14 protein-coding genes are annotated in these 17,187 nt (G+C 70.2%); 3 read left to right on the top strand and 11 right to left on the bottom strand.

The annotated features are described in order from the left end of the window. Nucleotides 1-159 precede the first annotated feature (159 nt). Both CMO28_RS13555 and CMO28_RS13560 read left to right on the top strand, forming a co-directional pair. On the top strand, nt 160-1,185 hold the full coding sequence (locus CMO28_RS13555) for an ROK family protein (RefSeq protein ID WP_296714288.1): 1,026 nt from the start codon (nt 160-162) through the stop codon (nt 1,183-1,185). 177 nt (nt 1,186-1,362) lie between these two features. Then, a complete protein-coding gene (locus CMO28_RS13560; RefSeq protein ID WP_322111353.1) occupies nt 1,363-2,535 on the top strand; it encodes a DNA polymerase IV in 1,173 nt (390 codons plus the stop codon). A gap of 42 nt (nt 2,536-2,577) precedes the next feature. On the opposite strand, the gene CMO28_RS13565 is transcribed toward CMO28_RS13560, so the two are convergent. From CMO28_RS13565 to aguB, 3 genes are all read right to left on the bottom strand, one after another. Further along, nucleotides 2,578-3,015 (bottom strand): PaaI family thioesterase, encoded by a 438-nt coding sequence (locus CMO28_RS13565; RefSeq protein WP_296714292.1) that lies wholly within the window; start codon nt 3,013-3,015, stop codon nt 2,578-2,580. 45 nt (nt 3,016-3,060) lie between these two features. Then, nucleotides 3,061-3,990, bottom strand: coding sequence for a cell envelope integrity EipB family protein (locus CMO28_RS13570; protein WP_296714293.1), 930 nt, complete (start codon nt 3,988-3,990; stop codon nt 3,061-3,063). A 126-nt stretch (nt 3,991-4,116) separates the two neighbouring features. Next, nucleotides 4,117-4,998: an N-carbamoylputrescine amidase gene (gene aguB / locus CMO28_RS13575; protein ID WP_062764672.1), complete on the bottom strand. Its 882-nt coding sequence runs from the start codon at nt 4,996-4,998 to the stop codon at nt 4,117-4,119. 326 nt (nt 4,999-5,324) lie between these two features. Between aguB and CMO28_RS13580 the strand changes: the two genes are divergently transcribed. Then, on the top strand, nt 5,325-6,686 hold the full coding sequence (locus tag CMO28_RS13580) for an OmpP1/FadL family transporter (RefSeq protein WP_296714296.1): 1,362 nt from the start codon (nt 5,325-5,327) through the stop codon (nt 6,684-6,686). A gap of 49 nt (nt 6,687-6,735) precedes the next feature. On the opposite strand, the gene CMO28_RS13585 is transcribed toward CMO28_RS13580, so the two are convergent. The 8 genes from CMO28_RS13585 to CMO28_RS13620 form a co-directional block, all read right to left on the bottom strand. Continuing rightward, nucleotides 6,736-7,812, bottom strand: coding sequence for an agmatine deiminase family protein (locus tag CMO28_RS13585; RefSeq protein ID WP_296714298.1), 1,077 nt, complete (start codon nt 7,810-7,812; stop codon nt 6,736-6,738). A gap of 300 nt (nt 7,813-8,112) precedes the next feature. Continuing rightward, nucleotides 8,113-9,291, bottom strand: coding sequence for an acetate/propionate family kinase (locus tag CMO28_RS13590; RefSeq protein ID WP_296714302.1), 1,179 nt, complete (start codon nt 9,289-9,291; stop codon nt 8,113-8,115). Next, complete coding sequence (locus CMO28_RS13595; RefSeq protein ID WP_296714305.1) at nt 9,288-10,691, bottom strand: bifunctional enoyl-CoA hydratase/phosphate acetyltransferase; 1,404 nt, start codon at nt 10,689-10,691, stop codon at nt 9,288-9,290. The genes CMO28_RS13590 and CMO28_RS13595 overlap by 4 nt, the downstream gene beginning before the upstream one ends. Before the next feature lie 136 nt (nt 10,692-10,827). Next, entirely contained in the window at nt 10,828-11,895 is a 1,068-nt protein-coding gene (locus CMO28_RS13600; RefSeq protein WP_296714309.1) for a Glu/Leu/Phe/Val family dehydrogenase, read from the bottom strand. Nucleotides 11,896-12,131: 236 nt separating this feature from the next. Beyond that, nucleotides 12,132-12,665, bottom strand: a complete 534-nt coding sequence (locus CMO28_RS13605; RefSeq protein WP_296714312.1) for a MarR family winged helix-turn-helix transcriptional regulator — start codon at nt 12,663-12,665, stop codon at nt 12,132-12,134. A 146-nt stretch (nt 12,666-12,811) separates the two neighbouring features. Then, entirely contained in the window at nt 12,812-14,197 is a 1,386-nt protein-coding gene (locus CMO28_RS13610; protein ID WP_296714313.1) for an SLC13 family permease, read from the bottom strand. Between the two features lie 27 nt (nt 14,198-14,224). Next, complete coding sequence (locus tag CMO28_RS13615; RefSeq protein ID WP_296714318.1) at nt 14,225-15,136, bottom strand: hydroxymethylglutaryl-CoA lyase; 912 nt, start codon at nt 15,134-15,136, stop codon at nt 14,225-14,227. 26 nt (nt 15,137-15,162) lie between these two features. Continuing rightward, complete coding sequence (locus CMO28_RS13620) at nt 15,163-17,184, bottom strand: acetyl-CoA carboxylase biotin carboxylase subunit (protein WP_296714321.1); 2,022 nt, start codon at nt 17,182-17,184, stop codon at nt 15,163-15,165. Between the last annotated feature and the right edge of the window lie 3 nt (nt 17,185-17,187).

Consider the following 17,187-nt stretch of genomic DNA (forward strand, 5'->3'; position numbering starts at 1 on the left):
GACCGGCGGTTCGCCTCGTACCGGCGCACGATGCCCGGTTCCGATGACCGCAGCAATCATTTTGTGGCCATCCGTCAGGCGGTGCAACATCATGCGTGCCCGGCGGGCCGTTTCCGATCATGCCCCAGGCCCGGTCAAGCACGAGGAGGACGACCACACATGTTGGACCCGGCTGCCGCAGATGATGGCTCCCGCATGCAGTCCCGGGTGCTCGTCGGCATCGATCTGGGCGGCACGAAGATCGCGGCAGTCGCCATCGAACGGGCAACGGGGCGAACGCTTGCACATTTGCGCATGCCGACGCCGCGTGGCGACTATGATGCCACGATACGGACCATCGACGAAATTGCCACCCGTGCCGAACAGGCGGCCGGGGTGACGGAGCGCCTGCCGCTGGGCATCGGCATGCCCGGCGCCATCAGCCCCAAAACGGGTCTGGTGAAGAACGCCAACTCCACCTGGCTGAACGGCCGGCCGCTGGACCGCGATTTCACGGCACGCACCGGCAGGGCCGTGCGGCTTGCCAATGATGCGAATTGCCTGGCGGTGTCGGAAGCCGTCGACGGGGCGGCGGCGGGGGCCCGTCTGGTCTTTGCCGCCATCCTGGGCACGGGCATCGGCGGCGGCATCGCCATCGATGGCCGGGTGCATGACGGCGCCGATGCGATCGCCGGCGAATGGGGCCATACCCCGATGCCCTGGGCCCAGCCCTGGAGCCGGGGCCCCGGCGAAACCCCGCCGCCGCAGGCCGCCGACCTGCCGGAACTGCCGGGCCCCGCCTGCTATTGCGGCCGGACCGGCTGCATCGAGACGCTGCTGTCGGGCCCGGGGCTTGCCCGCGATGCCGCCCGGCTGCGCGGGCTGGACGACGCCGCCGCCGCCCTGGAACGCAGCGCCGAGGCCGTGCTGGCGGCGGAAGGCGACGGCGCCCCCTGGGCGCTGGCGGCCGTGGCGCGCTGGCGCCACCGCTTCGGCCGGGCGCTGGCCATGATCGTCAACATCCTGGACCCGGATGTGATCGTGCTGGGTGGCGGGCTGTCGCAGGTGCCGGCGCTGGTGGCGGATCCCCAGCCTCTGGTCGCGCCCTGGCTGTTTTCCGACCGGATGCGCACGCCGGTGCGCATTGCGCGCCATGGCGACGACAGCGGCGTGCGCGGCGCCGCCCGGCTATGGGACAGCGCCTGACCGCAGGATCGGCGGGCTGCGGCTCAGCACTGGACGCGACGCCCGCCGCGTGGGAACATGACCGGAACATCCGGCCGTTCCTGGCGAGTGCCACAGCCCATGTCCGCAGCCCCTGCCGCCGATGACGGCGGCACAGATCGGGTCCCCGCGCCCCCAGTCCCCGCCGCCGCGGGGTGGCTGTGCCGCGACTGCGGATCCACCCGCGTGGCCGAAGACGGCAGCCGGCGCTGCCCGGCCTGCGGTTCGGCGCGGATCGTGATCCATCCCGAACTGCACCGGCTGACCATCGCCCATGTCGATTGCGATGCCTTCTACGCCTCGGTCGAAAAGCGCGACCGGCCCGATCTGGCGCAACGGCCGGTGATCGTGGGCGGCGGCCATCGCGGTGTCGTCGCCACCTGCTGCTATCTGGCCCGGATGAAGGGCGTGCGCTCGGCCATGCCGATGTTCAAGGCGCGCGAGCTGTGCCCGGATGCGGTGGTGCTGCCGCCCGATATGGCACGCTATCGCGAAGCAGGGCTGAAGATCCGCCGGCTGATGCGCGCCCTTACCCCGCTGGTCGAGCCCTTGTCGATCGACGAGGCCTATCTGGATCTGGCGCCGGAGGCGGGGGCGCCCGACAGCCGGGCCAGCCCCGCCCAGCGCCTGGCCGCCCTGGCCCGGCGGGTGGAGCGCGAGGTGGGGGTCACGGTCTCGGTCGGGCTCGGCCCCAACAAGTTTCTGGCCAAGCTGGCCTCGGAACTGGACAAGCCGCGCGGCTTTGCGGTGATCGGCGCGGCCGAAGCCGCCGCCTTCCTGGCCGAGAAGCCGGTGCGCATGCTGTGGGGGGTGGGCCCGGCTTTCGAACGCCGGCTTGCCACCGACGGCATCACCCGGATCGGCCAGCTGCAATCGCTGGGGCCGCAGGCGCTGGCCCGCCGCTATGGCCGGATCGGCGCCCAGATCGCAGGTTTTGCCACGGGGCGCGACCCGCGGCGGGTCACGCCCTCGCGCCCGGCCAAAAGCGTGTCGGCCGAAACCACGCTGGCCCGCGACGAACGCGCCGCCGACCGCCTGGCCGAACTGTTGCCGCCGCTGGCCGAACGGGTGGCGGCCCGTCTGGCCGGCAGCCATCTGGTGGCCGAAGGCGTGGTGCTGAAGCTGAAGACCGCCGATTTCCAGACCCTGACCCGCAGCCGGCGGCTGAAGGCGCCGACCGATCGATCGGCGCCCCTGATCGCCGCGGCGCAGGACCTGCTGGCCGCCGAGGCGACCGGCGATACCGCCTTCCGGCTGATCGGGCTGGGCGCCCAGCCGGTGCGCGACCGGGACGGCGATCCCGCCGCCCCGGATCTCTTCGGCCCCGGCTGACGGATTCGGCCCCGGCTGACGGATTCGGTACCGGCTGACGGATCAGCCCGGCAGTGCGAAGGTCAGCGTGGCATGGGCCACGGGCTCGTCGTCGCCGTCGGAATAAAGCGACACCTCGCCATAGGCCAGCCTGCGGCCGCACCGGATCAGCCGTGCTTCGGACAGCACGTCGACCATGGCCGGGCGGCGCAGGAAATTGATGTTCAGATTGCTGGTCACCGCCATCCGCGCCGGGCCCAGCCGGCCCATGATCGCGGCATAAAAGGTGACGTCGGCGAGCGTCGCCAGGGCCGGGCCGCTCAACGTGCCGCCGGGGCGGATCAGCTGCACCGTGGCCGGCAGACGGCCCCGGGCGCTGCCATCGTCGATCCGCTCGACACGGATGCCGAGCAGCTCGGCCATGGGCAATTCATCACGAATGATCTGATTGAAGGCGTCGGGACAGATCCGGTCGAGGCCGGGTTCGACCATTACAGTCATGCGTGGCGTCTCTCTGTTCGGAACGCACTGAGGGAACGGGTTCTGTCAGTTACACTCTTCCGCCGCCGGCCGATTTTCTACCGAGACGAGACGAGCAGATATCGCAAATTCACCATAATCTATATCAAATCGCCGGACGACCCCGTTCGGCTGGATCTGGTAAAGAAGCTCATAGATCGGCGTCTCGGACCGATCGTCGGGCTTGAAGAAGGCAAGCCGCATGGGGATGACGGTCGCCGTGCGCAGCGCATCGGCCGCCTCCCCCGCCTGGGACGGCCAGTCCTGGTCGGCCGCGATCTCCGTCGGCCGGCCGATATGGGCGCTCACGAAAGACAGGCTGTCCTGGCCCGATCCGGTCAGGACCTCGGCGCGGATGAAGGCTTCCCCGGCCTCCGCCGCCTGAAGCAGCCGCTCGGTATGGGCGGTGGGCAGCAGGGCGCCGGCCGGCACGCTCTCGGTCACGCCCGGCGGATTGGCGAAACGAAGTTTCGAAGGACGATCCGGTGACGTGCGATCGAGATGGGCGATGGCCAGTTCGACGCTCTCGCCGTTTTCTCGCTCTTCGTAACGAAACCGAAACCTTGTGCCATCGTCGGACTCCTCGGAATCGAACAGGATGTCCGACACCACCGGTTCCGCCTCGTCGAAATCGATCTCCATCCGGCTGGCCTGCAGCACCGACCAGCCGTCACAGGACCGGTCGAAGATCACCGCCATATCGCCCGCAACGCCGGCGATCGCGGCATCGGCCTGGGCTTTCAGCAGGCTCATCGCGTAATGCGCGCGGTGCGGCACCGAATGCGGGGCCGCCAGGGCCGCGGGCATCAGGGCCAGGGCGGTGCCGGCCGCAACCACGCATCCCAGGATCCCTTGCCCGATCCGGAACCGCCCTCCGGCTGCGATCAGGCGCGGCATCACGACCAGACGCGACATCACGGCTCGACGGGCGGCGGCGGAACGGCTGGGCAGAGGCATGGGCGAAAGCTCCGGGATCTGCGGTCGGGAAGACGTCTGCGGGGCGCAGGCCGCCGGCGCCGCGGGCGCAAGAGTGTGCCACGGGCGGAACCCGCCCGGAAGGCCCGCCCGCGCGGGCGGCTTCTCTCAGCGGCGGATCCCGCCGTCCAGTGTTGCAACCGCGCCGTAAAGATCCGGACGGCGATCGCGGAACAGCCCCCACGAGGCTCTCAGCCGGCGCGCCATCGCCAGATCCAGCTCTGCGGTCACCACCGCATCGCCGCTGCGCCCGGCCTCGGCCAGGATCGCGCCGGTCGGGTCGGCCACGAAGCTGGATCCATAGAAGGTGAGCGTGGCATCGCGGCCGGCCTCGGTCCCCACCCGGTTGGCGGCGATGACCGGCACGATATTGGCGCCGGCATGGCCCTGCATCACCCGCCGCCAATGGTCGCGGCTGTCCCAGTCCGGGGCCTGGGGCTCGGATCCGATCGCCGTCGGATACAGCAGCAGTTCGGCCCCGGCCAGCGCCATCGCCCGCGCCGCTTCGGGAAACCACTGGTCCCAGCAGATCGCGGCGCCGATCCGCCCCAGCTTCGTGTCGAACACCCTGAAACCGGTGTCGCCGGGCGAGAAATAGAATTTCTCCTGATAGCCCGGCCCGTCGGGGATATGGCTCTTGCGGTAGAGGCCCAGCACCCGGCCGTCGGCATCGATCATCGCCAGGCTGTTGAAGAAGGCCTGGCCGGCGCGTTCGAAGAAGCTGACCGGGATCACCACCCCCAGTTCCGCCGCCAGGGCCGACAGCCGGGCGATCGCGGGATTGCCCTCATAGGGGCGTGCGGCATCGAACCAGGCCGGGTCCTGGTCTTTGCAGAAATAGGGCAGCTCGAACAGTTCCTGCGGCAGCACCAGCCGGGCGCCGGCCGCGGCGGCGGTGCGGATCATCTCCTCGACCCGGTCGAGGTTCCGGTCACGGTCGTCGGCGACCGCCATCTGCAGGGCGGCAACCGTCAGCAGGCCGTCGGTCATGTCGGAACTCCGTCTGCGGCGTCTGAAATCCGGGGCATATGATCCGTTCAGCCTATCCGGCGCCGGCCTCTCGCCGCAACCGAAGCCCTTGTGACAAGGCTGCGGCGCCGTGGCGATTTCGCAACAGCAGGTTTCCAATCCTGGACATAATTCCCCCCATGATCGACGAAGGGCGCTTTCTGCAATTGACGTTAACGTAAACGTTACTTAACCATCGAGTGGTCCGAGGGAATTAGATCCGGGTCGTACACCCGCTTTAGATACCTAAGACACATCCTGAAAGAGAATCTTTCCGGATCAAAAGAATCTCAATGGGGAAACGTCCGATGCACGCCCGTCCGCCCAGACGTCATCCGGGCCGCGCCGCCGCGGCCAGCCTGCCGACCCTTCTCGGCCTGCCCGCGCTTGCGGCGGCCCTGCTCGCCGCCGGCCCTGCCGGGGCTGCCGGCTTCTTCATTCAGGAACAGAGCGTCAAGGGCGTCGGCCGCGCCTTTGCCGGCGAGGCCGCCCTCGGTTCCGACGCCTCCACCATCTTCACCAACCCGGCGGGCATGACCCGGCTCGACGGTCGCCAGGTTCAGCTGGGCGGCCATGTGCTGATCCTGAAGGCGGATCTGACCGATGCCGGCTCCACCGCCACCACCCTCGGCACCGGCGGTGCCGCGGTGCGCTATGGCGGCGCCAATGGCGACCCCTTCGACACCACGCCCGTGCCGAATTTCTATGCCGCCATGCCGGTGGACGACGACAACCGGGTCTGGCTGGGTGTGGGCATCTCGGCCCCCTTTGGCCTGGTCGCCGACTATGGCGATGGCTGGTTCGGCCGATACGATTCGACCAAGACCGAACTCAAGACCATCGACATCGCCCCCAGCATCGCCTTCAAGGCCAGCGACTGGCTGTCGGTGGGCGGCGGCCTCGACATCCAGTATGCCGAGGCGACGCTCGAAAACGCGGTCGCCAACGGCCTCGCCCCGGGCGGGCCCAGCCCTGCGACCGACGGCCATGCCCGCGTCGAGGGCGATGACTGGAGCGTGGGCTACAATCTGGGTGTGATCTTCACCCCGGTGCCCCAGGCGCGGATCGGCCTGCATTACCGCTCGGCCATTTCCCACGACCTGAAGGGCACGGCCTCGCTCACCGATCTGACCGGCCCGCTGGCTGCGGCCAATTTCCGCACCGACGGCCAGGCGGCGCTCAACCTGCCGGCCGTCGCCTCGGCGGCGGTGGCGGTGGATGTCACCGACCGGCTCACCCTGCTCGGCCAGGTCAACTTCTACGAATGGAGCCGGTTCGACGAGATCCGGGTGCAGTTCTCCAACGGCCTGCCGGATTCGGTGAAGACCCAGAATTACGAAGACAGCTGGGGTGTCAGCCTCGGTGCCGAATACCGGCTGGATCCGGCCTGGACGCTGCGCGGCGGCGTGCAGTGGGACCAGACGCCGACGGTCGATGAATACCGCACCACCCGCACCCCCGATGCCGACCGGCTGTGGGTGGCGGCCGGTGCCAGCTGGGAAGTCTCGGACTGGATCGGCATCGACATGGCCTATGCCCACATCTTCGTCGACGACACCCGGATCGACCTGATCGAGCCGGGCATCGGCGGCACCGGCCAGGTCAATGTCCGCGCCGATGTGGAAAGCAGCATCGATATCGTCAGCCTTCAGGCGCGCCTGAAGTTCTGATCACCCGGCCCCCCCCCCGCCGCCCTCGCCTCGCGCCCGCGACCTCCGCCTAGCGGAGGTCGTCGGCCGGGGCGGCCTCGATCAGGCCGGCATCCTCGGCCTCGGGCATCGGGGCGGGTTGCGGCAGGGCCACAGCCAGGCGGGCGAAGCCGCCGAAGGGGGCCAGCGCCGGGCAGGGCACCTGCTCGATCGCCGCGGTGGGCAGGGCCCTGGACAGGGCCTTCAGCGCCGCCGCATCATTGCCGTCTTCGAAGCCCGGCACCACCAGCCGGCGGCCATCGCGCAGCAGGCTCAGATAGCTCGCCGGCAGCAGCCGCCCGGCCTCGTCCCGCGGCCGGCGCTTCGGCAGGGGCACCGGCACCACGCTCATCGGCATGCCGTCGGCCAGGGTCACCACCTCCAGCCGACGCCGGATCTCGGCCAAGGCGGCATGATCCGGATCGCCTTCGGGTGCCACCGCAACGGCGACCACCCCCGGCGCCAGAAAACGGACCACGCCGTCCAGATTGCCGGGCCGCTCGTCGCCCGAAAATCCGCCCGGCACCCAGACCACGCGGGTCGCGCCGAAGGTTGCGGCCAGATGCACGGCCATGGCCTCGCGGTCGGCCTCTCGCCCGCCGACCAGCACCTCGCTTGCAACCAGCACCCCGCCGCCATCGGCCGCGACCATGCCGGCACGACCGTCGATGTCGAGCAGGATGCGGCCCACCGTCCCGTCGCCGGCCAGCGCCAGCAGGCGGCCGGCCACGTCGCAATCGTCATGGTGGTGGCTGCGGTCGACCGGCCATTCCACCGCGCAGGGCGCGCCATCGGCCGTCCGCCCCATCGACGGGCGGCGATCGGCAAAGCAGGCCAGGCTGCCTTCCCAGGACGATACCCCCACCCCGGCGCCGCAGCGCATCGAGGCGTCGGCAAGATCGCCGGCGCGGGCCAGCATGGCGACCTGGGTGTCGCGGGCCAGAATGCGGGCGGCCTCGGCGATGGCGAGGCCGGCATCGCGGGGCTCGCTGATGCCGTCGGCCGCCGACGGCCAGACGGCAAGCCACAGCCGGGCCGGCTGGTCGGGGGCCGGCAGGTGGCAGGAGGGGTGCGGCGGGGCACCCGGATGCATGAACATCTCGGACATGAGGGCGTCTCCGCTCCGGAGCGCCGGGATGCTGGCAGGGCGATCATGACCGGGGGCGGCCCGCATAAACAGGCGGGGCCGGTCCTGCCCGGCATGTCGGGCCGCAGTCTCCGGCGTGAGGGGGATCGGTCGTCGCTGGTGCGGATGGCGTGCCGCCGAGGTCGGGCCTTGCCTCGTCTGGTGTTCCGGTCGTTGCCGACGGCACGTCTGGTCGTGTCCCGGATCCCATCCTAGCGCGTGTGGGGGAAGAGGTGCAATCCGCAGCAGCACCCCGCCCCCTCCTCGATCCGAAGCCCGCCCCTATCCGAAGATCAGCCGCGCCGTTTCGCGCGCGATCACCGCCTCTTCATCGGTGTCGAGCGCCAGAACCAGCACCGGGCTGTCGGCGGCCGAAATCACCGGGCCGTGGGCGGCATTGGCCGCCGGATCGAGCTTCACGCCCAGAAAGCCCAGATGGGCGGCGATGCGCGCCCGCATGGCGGCCGAATACCGTCCGATGCCGGCGGTGAACACCAGCACGTCCAGCCCGCCGATCGCCACCGCCACCGAACCCGCCTCGCGACCGGCACGATAGGCGAACAGGGCCATCGCCTCTTCGGCCTTCGGATCCGGGGAGGTCTCCAGCACGCGCATGTCATCAGAGACACCCGACACGCCGAGCAGACCCGAGCGGGCATTCAGCAGCCGGTCGACCTCGGCCGCCGTCATGCCCCGGTCGCGGATCAGATGCAGCACCACGCCGGGGTCGATCGCCCCCGACCGCTTGCCCATCATCAGCCCGTCGAGCGCTGTAAAGCCCATGGTGGTCGCCACCGACCGCCGGGCGAGCATGCCGCAAAGGCTGGCGCCATGGCCCAGATGCGCCACGATCACCCGCCCGTCGGCCCGCGGGCCGGCATGATCCGGCAGCACATGGGCGATATGGGCGTAAGACAGGCCGTGGAAGCCATAGCGCAGCACGCCCTCGTCGCTCAGCTCCCGCGGGATCGGCATGGTCTGGGCGATCCGGGGCTGGCTGCGGTGAAAGGCGGTGTCGAAACAGGCAACCTGCGGCAGATCCGGCCACAGCTTCCGGGTGGCGGCGATGCCCGACAGATTGTGCGGCTGGTGATTGGGCGCCAGCGCCACGAAGCCTTCCAGCGCCGTGATCACCGCATCATCCACCACCACCGGCGCATCGAAGCGGGCGCCGCCATGGACCACGCGATGCCCCACCGCCGCCACCTCGCCCAGGTTGTGGACGACCGCCGCGATCCGGTCCAGCGCCCAGGCCGTCAGTCCGGCATGATCGGCCAGACCTTCCGGCGGCTGGCCGATCTCCTCCAGATGCGCGCCGCGCCCCTTGGCCGACGGCCCCCTCAGCGTGCCGATGGATTCGACCTCGGCCCGGCCGATCTCCTCCATGTCCGACAGGCGGACGACGCCGAATTTCAGGCTCGACGAGCCGGCATTCACGGTGATGATCAGCTGTTCGGTCATGGCCGGGCCCCACGATGGACGAAGATCTGCGCCAGCGCCGCCGAGGCGAGGCGGGCGGCCGGGCCGTCGGCACGGCTGGTCAGCATGATGGGCACGCGCGCGCCCAGCACCAGGCCTGCGGCCTCGGCGCCGGCCAGGTGGATCAGCTGCTTGGCGACCATATTGCCGGCTTCCAGATCCGGGGTGACCAGAATGTCGGCATCGCCTGCCACCTCGGACATGATGCCCTTGGCCCGGGCCGCGGCTTTCGAGACCGCATTGTCGAAGGCGAGCGGGCCGTCGAGCAGGCCGCCGGTGATCTGGCCGCGATCGGCCATCTTGCACAGCGCCGCCGCTTCCAGCGTCGAGGCGATGGCCGGATAGACCGTCTCTACCGCCGACAGGATCGCGACCTTCGGCCGGTCGGTCCCCAGCGCCCGGACCAGATCGATGGCGTTCTGGACGATGTCGCGCTTGGCGGTAAGATCCGGATAGATGTTGATCGCCGCATCGGTCACGAAAAGCGGCTTGGGATAGGCCGGCACGTCCAGCGCGAAGACATGGCTCATCCGCCGGCCGGTGCGCAGACCCGTCACCTTGTCGACGGCGGCGGCCATCACCTCGTCGGTGTGCAGCGCGCCCTTCATGATCGCCGCCGCCTCGCCCTCGCGCACCAGCGCCACCGCCCGTTCGGCGGCGGCATGGCTGTGCGGCTGGTCGACGATGCGGATGCCCGACAGGCTGCGTCCGGCGGCCTCTGCCGCCGCCCGGATCTTGGCCTCGGGGCCGATCAGGATCGGCTGGATCAGCCCGGCCGCCGCCGCATCCAGCGCGCCCTCGATCGAATTGGCATCGACCGGATGAACCACGGCGGTCGCGATCGGCGGCAGCTCGGCGGTGGCCGCCAGCAGGCGGCGATAGACCGGCCGGTTTTCGGGCGCCGCCGCCTCGGCGGCGACGGTCGCCTGCGGGGTTACGACGAAGGGCCGGTCGACACGGATCTCCGCGGCACGAACCTCGGCCGAGCCGGTGGCGACCAGCCGGCCATCGGCCGCGACCACGGTCGCATCCAGGGTCAGGCGGCGATCGGCGCCCAGCGTGCGGACCACCAGCTTTGCGGTCAGCCGGTCACCGGCCGCCACCTGGCCGGTGCGGTCCAGCCGCGAGCCCAGGATTTCGGCACCGGGGCCGGGCAGTTCGGCCGCGATCAGCAGGTCGATCATCAGCCCCGGCAGGGCGGCGAAGGCGGCGGCGCCGCGAAAGCCGGCATCGGCCGCGAGGGCCGGGTCGATATGGGCGGGGTCGATCTCGCGGGCGATCTCGCCCAGCCGGTCGGCAAGCGGCTGGCCTGCCTCGTGAACCAGGCAGGCGCTGTCGCCGGTGCGGATATCCTCGAACGGTCGGTTGGCGATCCTGAGCATGGGAACGGTCGGTTTCCGGGCCTCGTGTGGACGGACGCTTGGCTTGTTGCTTTGCACCATCCTCGCCGGAATGCGTGACGATTGCGACCGCGAGTTTGCCCCCGCGGCCGATCGTCCCGCCGCCCAGGGCGCCCGGTCAGGCCGCGTCGGCCGCCTTCTTCTTCGCGGCCACCGCCCGGATGCGCGCCTCGGCCATGGCATCCGCCACTTCGGCGGTGGTACGGCCGGTTCTGGCCGCCTCGGCGAAGATCCGCGACATGGTGTCGCCGATGCCCTGAACCAGAGCCGTGGCCCGCGCCACGTCATAGCCCGCCGGCCCGTGCTCGACCGCGATGTTGATCACGCCGCCGGCATTGATCACGTAATCGGGGGCATAAAGCACGCCCCGATCGGCCAGCATCCGGGCATGGCGCGGTTCCGCCAGCTGGTTGTTGGCGGCACCGGCGACGATGCCGGCCTTGATCTCGGGGATGGTGCGGTCGTTCAGCACCGCGCCCAGCGCGCAGGGGGCATAGACATCGACCGGCTCGGCATGGATCACCGCCGGGTCGACGACGCGGGCGCCGGTGGCGGCCGCCACGCGGTCGGTGGCATCGCGGTGAATATCGGCCACCACCAGCCGGGCACCGGCCTCGTGCAGCCGCCGGGCCAGATCCGCCCCCACATGGCCAAGCCCCTGAACCGCCACGGTCACGCCGGTCAGCTCGTCGCTGCCGCGGGCATGGGCCAGGGCCGCGCGGATGCCCAGAAACACGCCCAGGGCCGTGAAGGGCGACGGGTCGCCGCTGGTTTCGGCCAGGCCCAGAACATGGCCGGTTTCGCGCCGCACATGGGCCATGTCCTCGGTGCCGATGCCGACATCCTCGGCCGTGATGTAGCGGCCGGCCAGGCTTTCGACGAAACGGCCGAAGGCGCGCATCATCGCCGGCGTCTTGTCGCGGCGGGCATCGCCCAGAATGACGGCCTTGGCCCCGCCGAAATCCAGCCCCGCCATGGCGTTCTTATAGGTCATGCCGCGGGCAAGCCGCAGCACATCGGTCACGGCGGCGGCCTCGTCGGGGTAGGCCCACATCCGGCAGCCGCCGACACCGGGGCCCAGCACGGTGGAATGGAGGGCCACGATCGCCTTCAGCCCGGTTTCGGGATCATGGCCAAAGACCACCTGCTCGTGACCGTCGAACGCGGCACAAGAAAATACGGACATGTTTTCTCCCCTCCGGCCATCTTCCCAAGATGGCCGACTGTCTTCGCCGAAGCGAATTCTGTTGCTGTTGGGAGTCAATCTGTCACCGCGTCGCAAGGCTTTCAATCGCCCTCCGCATGCCCGTCTGAAATAGAGGGAAAGTTGCCGGCCGCCAATTCGGCGTCATTTTCCCTTCGAAAGCGTCCGGAAGAATGGGTAATAAAATTACCTGCCGTGACAGGGGGATTGGGGGGCGCTCAGCTCCCGCGATCGGCGATCTCGTCCTCGACCGCCTCGGGGTCGGCGCCGCGTTCGGCGATGTCGCGATCCAGATTGGCGATCACCCGCACCAGCAGCTCGCGCAGGGCATCGATCTCGCAGCTGGCCAGGCCGTCGATGGCGGCAATATTGGTTTCGGCGGCACAGGGCAGCAATTCGTGGCGCAGCGCCCGGCCGCGATCGGTCAGATAGACCAGGCTGCGGCGGCGGTCATGCACGTCGCGCTCGCGGCGCACCAGGCCGCGGCGCTCCATCAGCCTGAGCGCCGTCACCGTCGTCGGCTCCATCATCCGGATGCGCCGGCTGAGGTCGCGCTGGGTGATCCCCTCTTCCTGCCACAGGATGCGCAGAAAGAACCACATGCCCATGGTGACTTCGGTATCCGCCACCCGCATCTGCATGGCACGCAGATAGGCCCGATGGGCGTCGCGCACCAGATAGCCGATGCTCTCGAACAGCGGGAAATCCGCGCCGGCCATGGCCTGCTCGTAGACTTCGGCGGCCGGTCGCACGCCATGACCGGGTCTTCGAGGATCCGACGACACCATCAGTTGCTTCCGATCGTAAACAATGTCGCATTACGATTGAAGCATACCACGGCTATCGCCCCCGCCAAGGGGCTGGGCGCGTTCATTCTGCAGCCGGAGACCGGTCTCCGTCAGATCCGGCCCAGAACAGTCCACCATACGAGATCAAGCGGCCAGAGCAGCAGCATCGCCGCCAGCCCGAGCGCGATCATCGCCCGCGCCGCCGGGCCCTGGCCGATGCCCGACAGGCCAAGCGCCACGATCACCGGCGGCGACTGATAGGGCAGCAGGGCGGTGGAAAAGCCCAGCGCCTGGGTCATCAGCACCGTGTCGAGCGACAGCCCGGTCGCCTCCGCCAGCCGGGCGGCCAGCGGTGTCAGGATCGCAGGCGTGCCGTGCAGAGAGCCCAGCAGCCCGACCACGGTCGAGATCAGCCCCAGCTTGTAGACGTTGAGCGCATCGGCCCCGGGCTCGAAGCCGGCGAGATCGATCATCACCCCGCCCATGGCATCCCCCAGCCCCGCGGCCGAGATCACGGCCCCCAGCGACAGCATGGCGGCGATGAAGATCAGCGTGCCGACCGGCAGGCCGGTGCGGATGAAATCCGCCGGCACCAGGCGCAGGCCGGGGGTCAGGATCAGGGCCGCGGCCGAAAGCCCGACCCAGGCCGGCTTCAGCCCGTGCAGCCAGTCGGTCGCCCAAAGCGCCAGCGTCGCGCCCAGGATCAGCGCCAGCCGGCCCAGCGCCCGCGGATCGGCCGCCGCACCCGGCGCCATCGCGCCGGCCTCCCGCGGCGGCGGGGCGGGAAACAGCCGCACCAGCAGCACCACCAGCAGCACCGCCTTCAGGATGCCCAGCACCGGGAAATGCAGCGCCAGCCAGCCGCCATAGCTGAAATGATGGTCGTAGAGCGTTTCCGCCGCACCGGTCAGGATCATGTTCGGCACATTGGCCGGCAGAATGCCGAAGGGCGGAAAGAAGGTGCCCAGCGCCGCCGCCATTACCAGCCCGGTGCGGCCGGGATGGCCGGCGTCATAGCCCGCGCGCTCGGCCAGGGCCAGCGCGATCGGCACCAGCAGCGCCCCCCGCCCCACCGCGGCCGGCACCAGAAAGGCGAGGAGCACGCCCGCCGCCACCAGGCCGGCGATCAGCGCCGCGTAAGACGTGCCGAACACGCCCGCCGCCTGGCGGGCCAGACGGTCGGCCAGCCCCGCATGGCGCGCCGCCGCCCCGAAAACGAGGCCCGAGAGCACCAGCCAGAAGGCGCCGGAATGGAAGCCCGAAAACACCGTGTCGGGTGGCGCCACCCCCAGGATGGCGGCCCCGGCGAAGAACAGGATCGCGGCATAGGCCTCGGGTGCGGCCGCGGTCGCCACCAGCACCAGCATGGCGAGGGCGAGCCCGCCCGCCTGCCAGGCGGGGGCCACATCCCCGAAAATCCAGGGGGCGATCACGGCAAGCAGAAGCCCTGCCGCCGAGACGATCGGCGGCAGGGCGGCTGATATCGGGCCCGGCATTCTGCGTGGAGCGGCGGACACGGCCGGTCAGGCCGCCTCGCATTTCGCGCGCAGGGCGCGCGACACCCGCCCTGCCGGCGGCCGGCCCAGCTGGTCCGAGATGAACCAGCCGGCCTGCAGCACCGCATCGAAATCGATGCCGGTACGGATACCCATGCCGTTCAGCATATAGAGCACGTCCTCGGTCGCGACATTGCCGGTCGCCCCCTTGGCATAGGGGCAGCCGCCGAGCCCCGCGACCGAGGCATCGACCACGGCGATGCCTTCTTCCAGCGCCGCCAGGATATTGGCCAGGGCCTGGCCATAGGTGTCGTGGAAATGCACCGCCAGCCGGTCGCGCGGCACCACGGCCGAAACGGTGTCGATCAGCGTCTTCACCTTGCCGGCGGTGCCGGTGCCGATCGTGTCGCCCAGCGAGACCTCGTAGCAGCCCATCTCGTAGAGCGCCTTCGACACCTCGGCCACCTTCGCCGGGTCGATCTCGCCCTCATAGGGGCAGCCGAGCACGCAGGACACATAGCCGCGCACCTGGGCGCCGGCCTCGCGGGCCCGCTCCACCACCGGGCGGAAGCGCTCAAGGCTTTCGGCGATGGTGCAGTTGATGTTGCGCTTGCTGAAGGCTTCCGATGCGGCGCCGAACACCGCGACCTCGTCGGCCCCCACCTCCAATGCGGACTCGAGCCCCTTCAGATTGGGGGTCAGCACGGGGTAGCGGGTGCCCGGGCGCCGGGTCAGGCCGCGCATCACCTCGGCATGATCGGCCATCTGCGGCACCCATTTCGGGCTGACGAAGGCGGTCGCCTCCCCCGCCGGCAGGCCGGCCGCGGCCAGACGCTCGATCAGCTCGATCTTCACGGCCGTGGGCACGACCTCCTTCTCGTTCTGCAGGCCGTCGCGTGCGCCGACCTCGACGATCCGGACCTCGGAAGGCAGGGCCATGATCTCGTCCTCCGTCTGGAATTTCCTCACGCCTTGGCCTCGGCGGGGGCGAAGGCGATCAGCTCCGCCCCGTCCTCGACCAGGTCGCCCGCGGCATAATGGACCGCCTCGACCGTTCCGTCGACCGGGGCGGCGATGGTGTGTTCCATCTTCATCGCCTCCAGCACGATCAGCGGCGTGCCCTTGGTGACCGCGGCCCCCGCCTCGGTCAGCACCTGCACCACCTTGCCCGGCATCGGCGCCACCAGCCGGCCGCCGCCCGCGCCCTCGTCGCCCGTGAAGGCGAAGGGATCGAAGCGGTCGATCGCGGCATGCTCCCCCGCCGCCCAGACATGCACCCGGGTCCCGACCTCGGCGACCCGGGCGGTGAAGCGATGGCCGTCCAGATCGACGATCATCCGGCCGTCGGCCTCGATCGTGGCGCGGACCGGCCGTTCCGGCCCCTCGCCCACCGACACGCCATAGCCGGCGGCATGGAAATGCACCCGCACCGCGATTTCGCGTTCGCCGTCGCGGAAATGGTCATCGACATGGCTGACCGCGTTCATCCGCCAGCCATCGGCGATCGCCCAGGGGCTGTGCGGATCGCTGGATGCCGCCGCCCGTTCCGCCGTCGCGCCGGCCAGCACCAGCAGCCGGTGAAGCGCCGCCGTCGCCAGCACCCGGTCCGAGACCGGCACCGGCCCGGGCAGCAGATCGGTGCGGTGCCGCTCGATGAAGCGGGTGTCGAGTTCCGCGGCGGCGAAGGCCGGATGGGCCGCCACCCGGCGCAGGAAGGCGAGATTGGTCTTCAGGCCCGCCACCTCGTAATCGGCCAGCGCCGCCTGCAGCCGCCGGATCGCCTCGTCCCGGTCGGCGCCGTGCACGATCAGCTTGGCGATCATCGGGTCGTAATGGATCGACACCTCGTCGCCGGCACGGACACCGCTGTCGACCCGGACCCCCGGCCCCATGGGCGGCACCAGATGGGCCAGCCGGCCGGTCGCCGGCAGGAAGTCGCCGTCGGGATCCTCGGCATAGAGCCGGACCTCGATCGCATGGCCATTGATGGTCAGCTCGTCCTGGGCCAGCGGCAGCGGCCGGCCATCGGCCACCTGCAGCTGCCAGTCGACGAGATCCTGGCCGGTGATCGCCTCGGTCACCGGATGCTCGACCTGCAGGCGGGTGTTCATCTCCATGAAATAGAAGGCGCCCTTGCCCTCGGGCGAGGCGTCGACGATGAACTCCACCGTGCCGGCACCGACATAGCCGATCGCCTGGGCCGCCTTTACCGCCGCCTCGCCCATGGCGCGGCGGGTCGCCTCGTCCATGCCCGGCGCCGGGGCCTCTTCCACCACCTTCTGATGGCGGCGCTGGATCGAACAGTCGCGCTCGAACAGATAGACCGCCTGGCCGCTCTGATCGGCGAAGACCTGGATCTCGATATGGCGCGGCGTCACCAGATATTTTTCGATCAGCACCCGGTCGTCGCCGAAGCTCGCCGCCGCCTCGCGCTTGGCACCGGCCAGGGCCGCGGGGAACTCCGCCTCGGAATGCACCGCGCGCATGCCCTTGCCGCCGCCGCCGGCGGTGGCCTTGATCAGCACCGGCCAGCCGATCCGGCGGGCTTCCGACAGCAGCAGCTCCGGATCCTGATCCTCGCCGTGATAGCCGGGCACCAGCGGCACGCCGGCCTTTTCCATGATCCGCTTGGCGGCGCTCTTCGATCCCATCGCCCGGATGGCATCGGCGGGCGGGCCGATGAACACCACGCCGGCCGCGGCGCAGGCCTCGGCGAAGGCGTCGTTTTCGGACAGGAAGCCATAACCCGGGTGGATCGCCTGGGCGCCGGTGTCGCGGGCCGCCTTCAGGATCAGATCCGCCTTGAGGTAGCTGTCGCGCGCCGGCGCGGGCCCGAGCAGCACCGCCTCGTCGGCCATTTCGACATGGGCGGCGTTGCGGTCGGCCTCGGAACAGACCGCCACCGTGGCGATGCCGAGCCGGCGGCAGGTGCGGATCACGCGGCAGGCGATCTCACCGCGGTTGGCGATCAGGACTTTGCCGAACATGCG

The sequence above is a fragment of the Tistrella sp. genome, assembly GCF_002684955.1.
GTDB lineage: Bacteria > Pseudomonadota > Alphaproteobacteria > Tistrellales > Tistrellaceae > Tistrella > Tistrella mobilis.

What these genes read in the sequence shown, in the direction of transcription:
- CMO28_RS13555 (WP_296714288.1), top strand. Translation starts at nt 160, where the DNA reads ATGTTGGACCCGGCTGCCGCAGATGATGGCTCCCGCATGCAGTCCCGG.
- CMO28_RS13565 (WP_296714292.1), bottom strand. Translation starts at nt 3,015, where the DNA reads ATGACTGTAATGGTCGAACCCGGCCTCGACCGGATCTGTCCCGACGCC.
- CMO28_RS13570 (WP_296714293.1), bottom strand. Translation starts at nt 3,990, where the DNA reads ATGCCTCTGCCCAGCCGTTCCGCCGCCGCCCGTCGAGCCGTGATGTCG.
- aguB (WP_062764672.1), bottom strand. Translation starts at nt 4,998, where the DNA reads ATGACCGACGGCCTGCTGACGGTTGCCGCCCTGCAGATGGCGGTCGCC.
- CMO28_RS13580 (WP_296714296.1), top strand. Translation starts at nt 5,325, where the DNA reads ATGCACGCCCGTCCGCCCAGACGTCATCCGGGCCGCGCCGCCGCGGCC.
- CMO28_RS13585 (WP_296714298.1), bottom strand. Translation starts at nt 7,812, where the DNA reads ATGTCCGAGATGTTCATGCATCCGGGTGCCCCGCCGCACCCCTCCTGC.
- CMO28_RS13590 (WP_296714302.1), bottom strand. Translation starts at nt 9,291, where the DNA reads ATGACCGAACAGCTGATCATCACCGTGAATGCCGGCTCGTCGAGCCTG.
- CMO28_RS13595 (WP_296714305.1), bottom strand. Translation starts at nt 10,691, where the DNA reads ATGCTCAGGATCGCCAACCGACCGTTCGAGGATATCCGCACCGGCGAC.
- CMO28_RS13600 (WP_296714309.1), bottom strand. Translation starts at nt 11,895, where the DNA reads ATGTCCGTATTTTCTTGTGCCGCGTTCGACGGTCACGAGCAGGTGGTC.
- CMO28_RS13610 (WP_296714313.1), bottom strand. Translation starts at nt 14,197, where the DNA reads ATGCCGGGCCCGATATCAGCCGCCCTGCCGCCGATCGTCTCGGCGGCA.
- CMO28_RS13615 (WP_296714318.1), bottom strand. Translation starts at nt 15,136, where the DNA reads ATGGCCCTGCCTTCCGAGGTCCGGATCGTCGAGGTCGGCGCACGCGAC.
- CMO28_RS13620 (WP_296714321.1), bottom strand. Translation starts at nt 17,184, where the DNA reads ATGTTCGGCAAAGTCCTGATCGCCAACCGCGGTGAGATCGCCTGCCGC.